Origin of the sequence: Candidatus Chryseobacterium colombiense (genome assembly GCA_029203185.1) — a bacterium.
Lineage (GTDB): Bacteria > Bacteroidota > Bacteroidia > Flavobacteriales > Weeksellaceae > Chryseobacterium > Chryseobacterium colombiense.
In genome coordinates this window covers 3,398,536-3,412,956 of record CP119310.1, presented here as the reverse complement: position 1 = coordinate 3,412,956, position 14,421 = coordinate 3,398,536, and the positions used below count along the sequence as shown (strand labels likewise).

At 32.2% G+C, this 14,421-nt stretch carries 18 protein-coding genes; 1 reads left to right on the top strand and 17 read right to left on the bottom strand.

What is annotated here, in order from left to right; all coding sequences use genetic code 11:
* The 10 genes from P0Y62_15480 to P0Y62_15435 all read right to left on the bottom strand — a co-directional run bounded on the left by P0Y62_15480 (window position 1) and on the right by P0Y62_15435 (window position 10,407).
* Window positions 1-1,365 carry a hypothetical protein gene (locus P0Y62_15480; GenBank protein ID WEK69238.1) on the bottom strand — a complete coding sequence of 455 codons (1,365 nt, stop codon included), beginning with the start codon at window positions 1,363-1,365 and terminating at the stop codon, window positions 1-3.
* Between the two features lie 16 nt (window positions 1,366-1,381).
* Window positions 1,382-2,296 carry an arginine deiminase family protein gene (locus P0Y62_15475; GenBank protein WEK69237.1) on the bottom strand — a complete coding sequence of 305 codons (915 nt, stop codon included), beginning with the start codon at window positions 2,294-2,296 and terminating at the stop codon, window positions 1,382-1,384.
* Window positions 2,297-2,727: 431 nt separating this feature from the next.
* Window positions 2,728-4,014 (bottom strand): citrate synthase, encoded by a 1,287-nt coding sequence (locus tag P0Y62_15470; protein ID WEK69236.1) that lies wholly within the window; start codon window positions 4,012-4,014, stop codon window positions 2,728-2,730.
* Window positions 4,015-4,103: 89 nt separating this feature from the next.
* Window positions 4,104-5,396 (bottom strand): phosphopyruvate hydratase, encoded by a 1,293-nt coding sequence (gene eno / locus P0Y62_15465; protein WEK69235.1) that lies wholly within the window; start codon window positions 5,394-5,396, stop codon window positions 4,104-4,106.
* 193 nt (window positions 5,397-5,589) lie between these two features.
* Window positions 5,590-6,744 carry a hypothetical protein gene (locus P0Y62_15460; GenBank protein ID WEK69234.1) on the bottom strand — a complete coding sequence of 385 codons (1,155 nt, stop codon included), beginning with the start codon at window positions 6,742-6,744 and terminating at the stop codon, window positions 5,590-5,592.
* A 6-nt stretch (window positions 6,745-6,750) separates the two neighbouring features.
* Entirely contained in the window at window positions 6,751-7,065 is a 315-nt protein-coding gene (locus tag P0Y62_15455; protein ID WEK69233.1) for a hypothetical protein, read from the bottom strand.
* 17 nt (window positions 7,066-7,082) lie between these two features.
* A complete protein-coding gene (locus P0Y62_15450) occupies window positions 7,083-7,409 on the bottom strand; it encodes a hypothetical protein (GenBank protein WEK69232.1) in 327 nt (108 codons plus the stop codon).
* Window positions 7,410-7,543: 134 nt separating this feature from the next.
* A complete protein-coding gene (locus P0Y62_15445; protein ID WEK69231.1) occupies window positions 7,544-8,329 on the bottom strand; it encodes a histidine kinase in 786 nt (261 codons plus the stop codon).
* A gap of 618 nt (window positions 8,330-8,947) precedes the next feature.
* The gene (locus P0Y62_15440; protein ID WEK69230.1) at window positions 8,948-9,769 is read right to left on the bottom strand and encodes a hypothetical protein; all 822 of its coding nucleotides are present in this window, start codon (window positions 9,767-9,769) and stop codon (window positions 8,948-8,950) included.
* A gap of 5 nt (window positions 9,770-9,774) precedes the next feature.
* Entirely contained in the window at window positions 9,775-10,407 is a 633-nt protein-coding gene (locus P0Y62_15435; protein WEK69229.1) for a response regulator transcription factor, read from the bottom strand.
* Window positions 10,408-10,586: 179 nt separating this feature from the next.
* Between P0Y62_15435 and P0Y62_15430 the strand changes: the two genes are divergently transcribed.
* Window positions 10,587-11,003 (top strand): hypothetical protein, encoded by a 417-nt coding sequence (locus P0Y62_15430; GenBank protein ID WEK69228.1) that lies wholly within the window; start codon window positions 10,587-10,589, stop codon window positions 11,001-11,003.
* Window positions 11,004-11,060: 57 nt separating this feature from the next.
* On the opposite strand, the gene rplQ is transcribed toward P0Y62_15430, so the two are convergent.
* The 7 genes from rplQ to infA all read right to left on the bottom strand — a co-directional run bounded on the left by rplQ (window position 11,061) and on the right by infA (window position 14,421).
* Window positions 11,061-11,573: a 50S ribosomal protein L17 gene (gene rplQ, locus P0Y62_15425; protein WEK69227.1), complete on the bottom strand. Its 513-nt coding sequence runs from the start codon at window positions 11,571-11,573 to the stop codon at window positions 11,061-11,063.
* A gap of 6 nt (window positions 11,574-11,579) precedes the next feature.
* Window positions 11,580-12,575, bottom strand: coding sequence for a DNA-directed RNA polymerase subunit alpha (locus P0Y62_15420; protein ID WEK69226.1), 996 nt, complete (start codon window positions 12,573-12,575; stop codon window positions 11,580-11,582).
* A 33-nt stretch (window positions 12,576-12,608) separates the two neighbouring features.
* Entirely contained in the window at window positions 12,609-13,217 is a 609-nt protein-coding gene (gene rpsD, locus P0Y62_15415) for a 30S ribosomal protein S4 (GenBank protein WEK69225.1), read from the bottom strand.
* A 19-nt stretch (window positions 13,218-13,236) separates the two neighbouring features.
* On the bottom strand, window positions 13,237-13,626 hold the full coding sequence (gene rpsK, locus P0Y62_15410; GenBank protein ID WEK69224.1) for a 30S ribosomal protein S11: 390 nt from the start codon (window positions 13,624-13,626) through the stop codon (window positions 13,237-13,239).
* Window positions 13,627-13,638: 12 nt separating this feature from the next.
* A complete protein-coding gene (gene rpsM / locus P0Y62_15405) occupies window positions 13,639-14,016 on the bottom strand; it encodes a 30S ribosomal protein S13 (protein WEK69223.1) in 378 nt (125 codons plus the stop codon).
* A 9-nt stretch (window positions 14,017-14,025) separates the two neighbouring features.
* On the bottom strand, window positions 14,026-14,142 hold the full coding sequence (rpmJ, locus tag P0Y62_15400) for a 50S ribosomal protein L36 (protein WEK69222.1): 117 nt from the start codon (window positions 14,140-14,142) through the stop codon (window positions 14,026-14,028).
* 63 nt (window positions 14,143-14,205) lie between these two features.
* Complete coding sequence (gene infA / locus P0Y62_15395; GenBank protein WEK69221.1) at window positions 14,206-14,421, bottom strand: translation initiation factor IF-1; 216 nt, start codon at window positions 14,419-14,421, stop codon at window positions 14,206-14,208.

Here is a 14,421-nt window from a genome sequence, read left to right as displayed (position 1 = left end):
TTAATTTTCTTCTTTTATTAAAAATGTATGAATTGGAAAGGATAAAAAATTCAAATTTTCAGAAAGATTAATTATATATTTTTTACTTGTAATTGTTTCCGCTTCAACTTCCAAATCTTTAAAATATTTTAAAAGCCGTCCGTTTCTTGCTATTGATTTTGATATTCTTACAAATTCTTTTTTTGTATCTATTGATGCGGAATAATCAGATTTAACTTCAGCCATACCATTCACATTAAAATCTAGCATGACATAGATTAGATCCCCATCTTCTTCTATACCATATATATCAAAATTATCTGTAAAATTTCTATTCAATTTTAGCGTAAACAATATTGATGGAGAATAGCTTTCTAGATAGTTAAATGCATATATCCGCTTAACAGAACATGTTAAACCACATTCTCTTACTCTAGAAACATTTTTCCGAAAAACTAAAATTCCTTTTTTTAATTTATATTCTTTTTTATTAGGTAATTTTTTACTAATTAATTTCCCTTTTCCATCATATTTTCTTTCTTCCCAAAGAATCCATTCATTAAAAGGATTTTGATAATTCTGATAAATAATTTGATCTTTTATTTTTCCATTATCATCATAAAAAACTTCTTTAAAAGGTAGTCCTGCATATTCTAATTTTTCATGAACTTTTTTTCCAGCCTTTTTGTTTATTGTAAGAATAGAATCATTTTCAATTCTGATCACTTGGTGATCCAGATAGTTTTCGAAATGATATTTTATAGATTTAGAATCTTTTCTTAGAATAGAATCTACTACATAATAGTTACTAAATTTTTCTTTCCAGACTTCGGTATCATTAAAATAATTCTTTCCAAAAATCTTTCCGTTATTGTACGTTTCTTTATAGCTTAATTTTGGATTTTGTTTATTAAAAAAATATTTCGTTCTGAAAACATTGAGAGAATCTTTTTTCTCTTTATCAAAGCTATAGGTTTCTTTTTCTTCGTAAGAAATATTATTAAAATAAACTTTTGAAAGTTGATTATAAATCTCAACTCCTTTTTCGTCAATTAATTTCGAGATCCCATTGACAAAGTTATTTTTTAAGTTTAATCCAAATTTTTGTTGTGTTTTCTCCTTGATCGACTTTACACAAATCAATCTATTTTCATTATCAAATTCAAAATAAACTTCCGCCAAAGAATCTTTTACAACAATCGAGTTTTCGGAAATCATTGTAACTGAACGAAGAACTTTATCGCCATTTTTAAGCTTTAATATTCTTATTTTATTTTCTCTTAGATTTTTAATATCTCCATATAAAACTTCAGCCCAGTTGAGTTTTTGCTGAGAATATGTTTTAGATATAAAGAATAAAAGAAAAAATAAAACTATTTTTTTCAATCGACTTCAATTTGCTTTATTCTCTAATTAATGGCATTGTCGAACATCTCAACAAACCTCCCATTTTAGAAATTTCTCTATATGGAATTTCTTCAACGGTCATGCCCCATTCATTTCTCAGATGATTATTCATTCTTGTGAATGCTTTGTCCGAAACAACAATCTCCGGTGAGATAGAGAAAATATTAGGACACATTTCAAACATTTCCTCAGGTGTTACATGAAAACAGTTTTCTTCTCCAAAAATATCGATAATTAAATTATAATCACTTTCGTCCACAAAACCATCTTTGTAAATGATGCATTTATCTTTGCCAACAGGATTGAAAGTACAATCCAAATGTAAGATCCCTTCATACGGAATCTTGTCATTTTTCTTTAATTCCAGATCGATAATTCTTTTTTTAGGAAAATATTCTTTTAGAATTTCAATAGCATATTCGTTGGTTCTTGCCGTCTTATAGCTTCTGTAATCTTCACTGAAGCACGTTCCTATAAAAAGAAAGTCATCCCAGACAATAACATCACCTCCTTCAATATGTGCTGTTTCCGGAAGATTGATAATTTTACGCCAAGCCACTTTTTCGAAAACTTTTTTATAAGCTCCCTGCTCATCTGCTCTGTCTGCAATTACATTTGAAATAATCATTTTATCATCAATCACAAACGCAACATCTCTGGCAAAAACCTGATTATAATCTTTTATAATTTCCGGACGCAGAACTTCCACATCATATTTTTTGAGAACCGCTTCAAAAGCATTCATTTCATTAATAATGTCAGCTTCCTTCGGATACATATTATGTTCTATCGTATAATAAGATTTAGCATCATAGCTTTCTTCCAGCGTTGGAACAGCACCCATTGAATTGGGCTGTCCTAAAACCACAGATTTCAGCCTACCCGTTTCATTTTTTATATTTAGTCTCATAAAGATTTATGCAATACTACAAATATAAGTAAAGGTCTGTATTTGCGAAACTTTTCAAATATTTTCCACCCCAATTTAATTTTAACTATGAATTGAATCAAATACAGTTGTTTATTAATGTTAATTTCAGAAACACAGTTTTTACTATCGATTACGAAAGGTTTTTCAGATATTTATTTATCAAACCATTATTTACCGTTTAATTTTATCTAAAATTCATCTACTATTTCAACACATTTTTACTGACAAGGGTTGAAATGAATTGAAACAATTTATTTTACCAGTTAATAACTATTGCTTCATTTTTCCTTTTTAAAGACAACAAAAATTATCACAGTCAAGATTTAAAGAAAAGGAGCTTCTTCAATTTATGAATAAAAAAATCCCAAAGTAAAAACCTTGGGATTTAAAATTTATATGAAGAGTCAATATTATCTGTTTGCGATATTGATATAATCTCTTTGTTGAGCTCCTTGATAAACCTGTCTTGGTCTTCCGATCGGATCTCCTTTCAATCTCATTTCTTTCCATTGAGAAATCCATCCCGGAAGTCTACCTAATGCAAACATTACAGTAAACATTTCTGTAGGAATTCCTAACGCTCTATAAATAATTCCAGAGTAGAAATCTACGTTTGGATATAGTTTTCTTTCTACGAAATAATCGTCTTCAAGAGCTACTTTTTCTAACTGCATTGCAATATCAAGAGCTTTATCCTGAATTCCTAATGCGTTAAGGATATCGTCAGCAGCTTTTTTGATAATTTTTGCTCTTGGATCGAAGTTTTTGTATACTCTGTGTCCGAATCCCATCAAACGGAAGCTGTCATTTTTATCTTTTGCTTTAGCAACCCATTTGTTAACATCTCCTCCATCTTTTTCGATCAATTCAAGCATTTCGATAACTGCTTGGTTTGCACCACCATGAAGTGGCCCCCAAAGTGCAGAAACCCCTGCAGAAATAGAAGCGAAAAGACCTGTATGAGCAGAACCTACCATTCTTACAGTAGATGTAGAACAGTTTTGTTCGTGGTCTGCGTGAAGTATTAATAGTTTATCTAAAGCCCCAACTACTACCGGATCGATTTCAAATTCCTGGTTTGGCATTCTGAATGCCATTTTGTAGAAGTTCTCTACGTAATTTAAGCTGTTATCACCGTGGTTAAGTGGAAGACCAAGAGTTTTTCTGTAAGTCCAAGCACAAAGGTGAGAGAATTTAGCAATCATTAATTCCGCAGCATGATCCATTTCTTCTTTTGAATTTACATTCACCGCCTTAGGATTGAAAGCCGTCAAAGCAGATGTTAAAGAAGATAAAACTCCCATTGGGTGAGCAGAACGAGGGAAAGCATCGATGATTTTTTTCATCTCCTCTGCTACGAAGTTATATTTTTTGATGTTGTTGTCGAATGCGCTGAACTGGTTTTGAGTTGGTAATTCACCGTGTAATAACAAATACATTACTTCCGTGAAATTTGATTTCTCAGCAACCTGTTCAATAGGATATCCTCTGTAGAACAATTCACCTTTGTCTCCGTCAAGGTAAGTGATATCACTAAGTGTTGCTCCTGTATTCTTGTATCCTAAGTCTAGTGTGATAAGACCTGTTTGGTCTCTTAATTTTGAAATATCTATTCCTCTGTCCCCGATCGTACTATCTACGATTGGATATTCATATGAATTACCGTCGTAATTCAATATTACTTTGTTGTCTGACATTATTTATTTTATTTTTTTTAAATATACTACTTATTACAAAATACGGCAAACTAAAAATTTCGCTTGCCGTTATTTATAAATTCGATTAATTATCTTTTGATTTTAAAAGCATCCAATCCAGGGAAAACTGCAGTTTCACCTAAAGCTTCTTCAATTCTTAATAATTGGTTATATTTTGCCATTCTATCCGATCTTGAAGCAGAACCGGTCTTGATTTGTCCGCAGTTCATTGCTACTGCCAGATCAGCAATTGTAGAGTCCTCAGTTTCCCCAGATCTGTGAGACATTACCGATGTGAACTTGTTATGTTGAGCCATCTGTACTGCTGCCATTGTTTCAGAAAGAGAACCAATTTGATTTACTTTTACAAGGATTGAGTTGGCAATTCCTTCTTTTACTCCTCTTGATAATCTTTCTACATTTGTTACAAATAAATCGTCACCTACAAGCTGTACTCTATCTCCGATTTTTTCAGTTAGCATTTTCCATCCTTCCCAGTCATTTTCCTGCATTCCGTCTTCGATAGAAATGATCGGATATTTGTTGGCCAATTCAGCTAAGTAAGAAACCTGCTCGCTGCTTGTAAACTGAGCTGCATCCGGAGTCTGGAATTTTCTGTAATCATATACTCCGTCTTTGTAGAATTCTGAAGCAGCACAATCTAAAGCAATCATCACATCATCACCCGGCTTGTAACCTGCTTTTTCAATAGCCTGAAGCAAAGTATCCAAAGCATCTTCAGTTCCTGTAAATGTAGGAGCAAAACCACCTTCATCGCCTACTGCAGTAGATAAACCTCTTGAGTGAAGAATTGATTTAAGGTTATGGAAGATCTCAGTTCCTTTTCTCAAAGCATGAGAGAAAGAATCTGCTTTTACCGGCATTACCATAAATTCCTGGAAAGCAATCGGAGCATCTGAGTGAGAACCACCGTTGATTACATTCATCATTGGAACCGGAAGTGTATTTGCATTTACTCCTCCTACATATTTGTATAATGGTAATCTTAATTCTGTTGCAGCAGCTTTTGCAGCAGCCAAAGAAACTCCTAAAATGGCATTAGCCCCTAAGTTTCCTTTATTTTTAGTTCCATCAAGATCAATCATGATCTGATCGATAAGGTTCTGATCAAAAACCGGAAGACCTACCAATTCGGGAGCAATTACTTCTCTTACATTTTCTACAGCTTTAGAGACCCCTTTCCCCATCCATTCTGAACCACCATCACGCAATTCAACTGCTTCATGTTCTCCGGTAGATGCTCCGGAAGGTACCGCAGCACGACCCATCGCACCACTTTCTGTAAATACATCTACTTCAACTGTAGGATTCCCTCTTGAATCCAAAATTTGTCTCGCTTCTATGTAAGAAATGTAACTCATTTTTGTTTATTTTATAGTTCAGACAAATTTAATCAATTTTTAACTTTTGAAGGCTATAGAGAGGTAATTTATCTGCTTATTCTGAGTTAAATTTTAGTTAATTTTGGGATTGTGATAAATCTTGGTTTGAAACTATAAAAAACCTTGTTTGAATTTCTTCAAACAAGGTTTTTTCTCTTATAATTTTATTTGTCTATTGATTTTTTATTGCGTCGAAGTTGAAGCTAACATTCAGAAATCCAAAAAAATTATTATTCTCAATGTCATATTTTAGAATTAAAGGAAGCCAAAGATTTTTTAAAATCCGTACTCTTAAATCTGCATTAGCTAAAAACTGGTTATTTTTTTCATCCTCCATTAATCCTGAGAAAATTCTTTTAAACTCCAAATTGGGTTTGAATTCAATTAGCGACCTGTTGATCTTTTTAAGAATCGAAATGTTTAAACCTAATTGAGAAGAGAATTCCTTCCTTTTAATGACTGATGTTGTAATACTGTCTTTTGCTTTAAATTGATTTCTAAAATCAATCTCCATTTTATTGCCATTTTTAGTTTTTAGACCTTGTAGATAAACCATATTTGCATCGAACTCGTCTAAAAATTTGGAATCTTTTTGGAAATTACCATGAAAACCAATTGTTAATAAAGGCTGTCTCCTTATTTTGTCTAATTCATTTTTTATTTTTTTTTCAAATTCTTTAGATTTAGAATTATATTCTGGGGGTAAAAATGGCAAAAAATCTTTTGGCAAATCATCTCTAGGTATATATTGTCCTTTTGCCATCAAATCATTTAAATGGGTAACTAATAAATCAATTTCTTGTTGTTTTTGTCCCGACCTTTGTAGGCCAACAGCATATTTTTGAACAGAATCAATTAAATTAGAATTATTCGTTTTAAACATCTCCGTTAACTCCTTAGAAACATTAGCAACCGTTGAGTCTCTTTTATTAATTATCGCCCAATCAAAACCATATCTAAATCCTTTAAATTTATAATCATTATCTAAATTTAAACCAATGTCAATTTGAAAATTTCTAGAAAACTTTTGATTTGCATAATTATAATCTATCAAAAGAGTACTATCTATTTGTGATTTTAGTGAAAATAGCGTTGCCTTAAATTGGAAAGATTTGTTTTCTCCAGCAAGATCCTTTAATGAAGCTTGCATAAAATCGGTTATTACATCTTTCCAATTTCCCGACTTAGCTTCGCTAACTTTACTATAAATACTATCTGATGTTAATGTTTTTGTATATATTTTTACTTCATCTTTTTCCTGTGCCGAGGTTAAGGAAAAATTTAGGATAGTAAATATTAAAACAATTGTATAGTTATAAGTTTTCATAATTCATTATTTGGTATCAAAAGAATACATTATAAAATATCCATTACCTTTTCTATTAGTCGGATTCTTAAAATTCCCATGGAATTTCACTCCATTATATACCAAATTAATGTTAGTATTTCCTTTTACAGACAATGAATTAGTACCAACTATATATAAATTATATTCTTCGTTTTCTTCCAAATCAAAATCATAGGTAAAAGAATCATTTTTGACTTGATCAACTAACGGTATTTCATTGTTTACCTTAAATAGTTTAAAGATGATTCCTAAAAGTGATGTTCCATTGGTTACTGTAAGCTTTAATGTTAAATTTGCCATGATAATTAATTATTAATTTATTTTTTCGGAGAAGGAGACAAAAGGCCAGCTAATGCACCTATTGCTCCTGATGAAATTGTAGCAAAAATGGTTACAAGCTGACTGTCATTTGTACCTTTTCCTGTTATCGCTAATGCTACAAGACCGATGATTATAATGATAATTGCCAAACCAAGCATCATTACTATAATTCGATAAATCCAGTAATCCGTATCTTTTGGGTTTGTAATGACCAGATTTTCTGCGGCTCTAACAGGATTTTCTCTAAATTGTTCCTGAAGCGCCGGATTGTTATTTAATGCCGTTTTGAAGTCATCAAACGTATTTTCAATTGTAGTTTTCATGGTAATTAGTTTTTAGTTTTCTATTTCAAAGTTCCGCTTAATAGAAAGTCATGTCAATTACACAAATGGGTGATTCTCATAACAAAAAACAGCACCATAAAAATGATGCTGTTCTTATTTAAGTTTTAAAACCCTTATAAATCTATCCTGAAAAACAAATGTGTTCCGTTTTCTGTGGCAACTTCACAATGTCCATTTTGTTCCTGCATTCTTCGCTTCATATTCCGAAGTCCGTTTCCTTCAGGTTTTTCATGATCGATTCCGATTCCATTGTCGGAGATTTTCATCATAAATTCTTTGTCGTTTTGAATAAATGAAAGTTTTAGTTGGTTAGATTGACTGTGTTTATATGCATTATTCAAAGCCTCTTTTAAGCATAAAAATAAATTTCTTCTCTGCTCTGTAGGAATCACTGTTTCAGAAACTACATTTTCACTTTCTGTAGTAAGCCGAATTTTTGTTTTCTTAAGAAAGTTATGAGCATACATTTTTGAGTAGTCAACGAAACTTCCTAAAGTATCATTTCCGGAGTTCAAACTCCAAAGCATTTCCCGCATAGAAATATTCATTTCTTCGGAGGTTTTTAAAAGTTCATTAATATCACTTTTTAAGTCGTCATCTTCTGCTCGTTGTTTTAAAAATTCTGCCTGAAGTTTTAATGCTGAAATTCCGGCACCCAGATCATCATGCATATCATGTGAAATTCTTTCCCGTTCTTTTTCTATTGATTTTTGTTTTTCGAGTTCTTTTTGAAGGAGCTGGTTTTGGTGTTCGGATTCTTTAAGCTGTTTTTCTTTTAAGTAAAGAAGCTGCTTTCTATTGTAAATTAAAACAACAAAAATAATAAAGCCTACAAAGAACATCATTATGAGTACTGCAAGAATATAAGTTGCTTTAATTTCTTCGGGAAGTTCTTTCATTTTGTGTGAGTATTAATCCTATTAAAAATAAAAGATATATCATAATATTAACAACTGAAAAAGTGGTTATCAAAAAACTTAAAAGTTGAGAATCATGTTTCTGTAAAAAATACATAGGTATTGCCCTGAAAATAAAAAATACAGACCAAATCAATAGACCAGAGCTTATCCAAAATAAGAAATACCTAACAATACTTTTTTCATCAACATTCTTAAGCTTATATATAAACCAGCTTATTGAAAGAAATACAAACAGAATCGGTAGACTTATAATCGAAATAAAATTTAATTTCCCTTCTTCTGCTACCTGAAAAATATCAACATTAAAAAGAATAAACGTAGTACAAAGACAGGCCGTTGAAATTTTGAATACATTGTTTGGAATACTTTTATAATAGATTGTTCCAAAATAACAAACCGACAAAAGGATGTATCCCAAAAACAATATATTCCTGTTACATTTTACCAGAAAAGGAAAATTAACAGGAATGATGTCTACTACTATGATCAGAAGCAGATACAAAAAAAAGTAAAATTGTTGTTTTGATTTATGTTTATCTACCCAAAGATAAAGTGAATATAGAAAACTGATCAAAACAACAATTTCATAAACTCTATTTAAGGACATTGATTAGGACAAAGAGAGTTCATATCATAAGAAGACAAATATTCTACATCATTTCCTCCTGTTGTTACCGCATCAAATATTAATGTTAGTTGGTTAGGATTATAATTCTTTTTCTTTAAATAATCTAACCCTTTAGTCGCTGGAAAACCATTATAATCCAATGCTTCTGCTAAGCATACATTCACATGACTTATTTTATCTACATTATTATCATTATATAATGTTATTTTAGCATAATATGCTGATAATTGATCTCTTGGTATGGTAATATAATTTGTGTTTTTTGCGGAGTCAATTCTACTTCTTAATGCGTATTTAACAATCGTTTTATAGTTTTCTCTTAATTTATCAAAGTCTCCCAGTCTTATTTCAATTGGGCTCTTTACCGAAAATGCTGCATAGTATTTCTTCTCTTCTCTTTTATCTAGCTCCCTCGAATAAATCAAGCATATCGATTTATCATATGTAACTAAATCTGGATAATTACTCAATATACCATTATCGTAGGTAAAATATATTCGAAATTCATCATATTTTTCTTCATCAACCTCTGGTGTCCATAACATTTTTGCGAGATTTGCTAAACTTAATTCATATTTATTTTTAAATATAATATTATTAGTCGTAAGAATTTTATTACTTTCATTAACAAAACCTTTTTTCATACTATCTGAAATTTTTCTCGGTATTTTCAAATGCTTCTCTCCTCCTATTAATTTTTCCGTGACAGAAACAGAACTTTCTTTGCATGGTTTACAATTGAAAATAAACATTAAAAATGCAAAAAGTAAAATGTTCAAAATTGTTCTCATATCTCTTAGTTTTTAAAATGGTTAAATTTATTAATAGCCTCCACTTTATTACTGACGTGGAGTTTTCTGTAGATATTTCCAACATGTTTTTTCACGGTATCGATGCTGATAAATTTTTTGTCAGCGATTTCTTTGTAAAGCAAACCTTGAGATAAAAGTTCTAACACTTCCTTCTCACGTTCGGTGAGTTCATCGAAACCTTTTATTTCTGGAAGTTTTCTTTCAAAATGGCTGAGAACCTTTCGGGCGATTGAGAAGCTCATTGGTGCTCCTCCATTATACACATCACGAATTGATGTAAGAATTTTATCCATGCTTTCGCCTTTTACGAGGTATCCCATTGCTCCGGCTTTTAAAGAGTTGAAAATTTTATCATCATCTTCAAAACTCGTACACATAATGAATTGTGTAGTTGGCATTTCCCTATGTAGTTTTTCGATAATCTCTATTCCTAGCATATCCTGCAATTGAATATCCATCATCACTACATCCGGAGAAATATCGGGAAGATTTTCTAAAGCATCATTTCCATCAAAAAACTGGGCAACAACTTTCATGTCATCCTGATAATCGATGACTTTTTTTAATGCATTGTTGTAGTTCTTTTCATCTTCTACGATGGCTATGGAAATGCTCATGTTTTACAATTTTGTTTAAGACAAATTTCTACAGAAAACAAAGCTGAAACAATTACACAAATGTGTAATTTCAATGGTTTGAGTTTTCTGGTATTGGTTTAGTTTTTGTTTTATTAAATTTAACAAAATTTTGCTTATTATATAGAATAATAATTATCAACACATTAAAAATAAATATCATGAAAAAAGGATTAATCATAGCGATTTCGACTATTGCTTTATCGCTAATAAGCTGTAAAAAGAATGAAAGTGGGAATAAGGATGTACTAAAAACCGGAGATTCAACTGTTTTAGCCGACAATGGAAAAGTTGATTCAACCGTTAATTACAATACAGATGTTAATGGAAAGAAAAGTATAAAAACAGATTATGTTTACAAAGCTACTGACGGAACTCTGGTAAAAGTTGTATTTAATTACAAGGAAAAAACAATGAGTATCCGAAACAACAATAAAACTTTCATTCTGAATCAGGTAGAATCCAAAGGAAATGAAACTATTTATGAGAAAATGGATATGAAAGCCACTGTGAAAAAAGACAGCCTTATTTTAGATCAGGGCAATAATCTTATTGAACTGGTAAAAACCAAAATCTAAAGCATAAAAAAACCGTTCAGAAATCTGAACGGTTTTTTATTTATATCTGAATGAATATTATTCTTCAGTTTTTTCCTCTGTAGAATCAGCTTCAGCAGCTTTTTCTTCTACTACAGGAGCTTCAGCAACTACAGCTTCTTTTTTAGTAGCCGTTGTTGATCTTCTGCTTCTTCTTGTAGTCTTTTTCTCTTCAGCATTAGGATTATAAAGCTCGTTGAAGTCTACCAATTCGATAAGAGCAGTATCAGCAGCATCACCTGGTCTGAATCCTGTCTTGATGATTCTTGTATAACCACCATTTCTCTCAGCGATTTTAGGAGCTACAGTTCTGAACAATTCAGCAACTGCTTCTTTATTTTGAAGATATGAAAAAACAATTCTTCTGTTGTGTGTAGTATCTTCTTTTGCTTTTGTTAATAGAGGCTCAACATATACTCTTAAAGCTTTCGCTTTAGCTACAGTAGTGTTGATTCTTTTATGCTCAATTAGAGAACAAGCCATATTAGAAAGTAAAGCGCTTCTGTGAGAAGCTGTTCTTCCTAAGTGATTGAATTTTTTACCGTGTCTCATTATTAATTAATTATCAGCGTCTAATTTATATTTTGCAACGTCGAAACCGAAGTTTAGACCTTTTGAATGCACTAATTCTTCTAGTTCTGTCAAAGATTTTTTACCAAAATTTCTGAATTTCATCAAATCAGACTTACTGTAAGAAACCAATTCTCCAAGAGTTTCCACTTCAGCAGCTTTCAGACAGTTAAGGGCTCTTACAGAAAGATCCATATCTGCTAATTTAGACTTAAGTAATTGTCTTGTATGAAGAGTCTCTTCATCATATTGGATAGATGCTTTTACGGCTTCAGTCTCCAAAGTGATTCTCTCATCAGAGAACAACATGAAGTGATAAATTAATATCTTAGAAGCTTCTGTTAAAGCGTTCTGAGGACTGATAGATCCATCAGTTTCTATATCTAATACAAGTTTTTCGTAGTCTGTTTTTTGCTCTACACGATAATTTTCAATGCTGTATTGTACTTTCTTAATTGGCGTGAAAATAGAGTCAATAGCAATAGTACCTACAGGTGCATTGTTTGACTTATTTTGTTCCGAAGGAACATATCCTCTACCTTTTTCAATATTGAAAGTAATTTCGAAAGTAACATCAGAATTTAGGTTGCAAATAACTAGATCTGGGTTTAAAACCTCAAATCCGCTCATCGCTTTACCTAAATCTCCAGCAGTGATCACCGTTTGCCCCGAAACTTTAGCAACTACCTGCTCGTTAGCTTGGTTTTCTGCCGCAGCTTTTAATCTTACCTGCTTAAGGTTAAGAATAATTTCGGTAACATCTTCGATTACTCCCGGAATAGTTGAAAATTCGTGCTCTACACCTTCTATTTTGATAGATGAAATAGCATATCCTTCCAGAGAAGAAAGCAACACTCTTCTCAAAGCATTACCGATTGTAAGCCCGAAACCTGGTTCTAAAGGTCTGAATTCGAATTGACCTTTAAATTCATCAGAGTTAAGTAAAATTACTTTATCGGGTTTTATGAATTGTAAAATTGCCATATTATTGGGTTGAGCAAAAATTTGATTAAAAAATTATTTAGAGTAAAGTTCGACGATAAGCTGTTCCTTGATGTCTTCCGGAATTTGGATTCTTTCAGGAGCAGATACGAAAGTACCTTCTTTTTTCTCATCGTTGAATTGTAACCACTCATAGTTTGATTTTGATGCCAAAGCTTCAGCCACAACTTCTAGAGACTTAGATTTTTCTCTTACAGCGATTACATCACCAGCTTTTACTAAATAAGATGGAATGTTAAGAATCTCACCATTCACAGTGATGTGTCTGTGAGAAGTTAACTGTCTAGCAGCAGATCTTGTTTTAGCAAAACCTAATCTGTATACTACGTTATCCAATCTTGATTCGCAAAGTTGCAATAGAACTTCACCGGTTACACCTTTACTTCTGTGTGCTTTATCAAATAGGTTAGCAAACTGTCTTTCTAAGATACCGTAAGTATATTTAGCTTTTTGTTTTTCTGCCAACTGAACTGCGTATTCTGATTTTTTAGCACCTCTTCTTTTGTTAGGACCGTGTTGTCCTGGCGGTTGGTTTTTTCTTTTTTCGAAGTTTTTATCATCTCCGTAGATTGCAGCACCAAACTTTCTAGCAATCTTAGTTTTAGGTCCAATATATCTTGCCATAATGGGTAAATTCTAAAAATTAAACTCTTCTTCTTTTTGGTGGTCTACATCCATTGTGTGGCATAGGAGTCACATCAATGATTTCGCTAACTTCAATTCCTGAATTGTGAATAGTTCTGATTGCAGATTCTCTACCTGCACCTGGACCTTTCACAAACACCTTTACTCTTCTTAAACCAGCTTCGTGAGCTACAGCAGAGCAATTTTCAGCTGCCATTTGAGCAGCAAATGGAGTATTCTTTTTAGAACCTCTGAATCCCATTTTACCGGCAGAAGCCCAAGAGATAACCTCTCCGTTTTTATTTGTTAAAGAAATGATGATGTTATTGAAAGAAGCCTGAATATGCGCTTCACCAATAGCTTCAACTTTTACTTTTCTTTTTTTAACTACTTTAGTTTGTTTTGCCATAATTCCTAACGATTATTTACTAGCTTTTTTCTTGTTAGCAACAGTTTTTCTCTTTCCTTTACGGGTTCTAGAGTTGTTTTTCGTTCTCTGGCCTCTTAAAGGTAATCCAAGTCTGTGACGTATTCCTCGTTGGCATCCTATGTCCATCAATCTCTTGATGTTCAATTGCACTTCAGATCTAAGTTCCCCTTCTACTTTTACGTTTTCAGAGATATAAGTTCTGATTGCAGCCAATTCATCGTCATTCCATTCGTTGACTTTCTTGTCTTCGCTGATACCGGCAGCTTTAAGGATTTCTGAAGAAGTACTTCTTCCGATTCCGTAGATGTAAGTTAAACCGATAACGCCTCTTTTGTTTTTTGGTAAATCAATACCTGAAATTCTCGCCATAATTTAATTTTAGCCTTGTCTTTGTTTAAATTTTGGGTTTTTCTTGTTGATTACAAACAGTACACCTTTTCTGCGTACGATTTTGCAATCAGCGCTTCTTTTTTTAATTGATGCTCTTACTTTCATTTTGATAGTATTTATTTTTTAACAATAGCCAAATGGAACGTATGCTCCATTTGGCAGATTGTTTTAATATCTAAATGTGATTCTCCCTTTTGTCAAATCATAGGGAGACATTTCTAATTTCACCTTATCACCAGGCAGAAGTTTAATATAATGCATACGCATTTTACCAGAAATATGAGCAATAAGCACATGCCCATTCTCTAGCTCTACACGGAACTGAGCGTTCGAAAGTGCTTCCGTTATAACGCCGTCTTGTTCAATATGTTTTTGTTTTGCCAT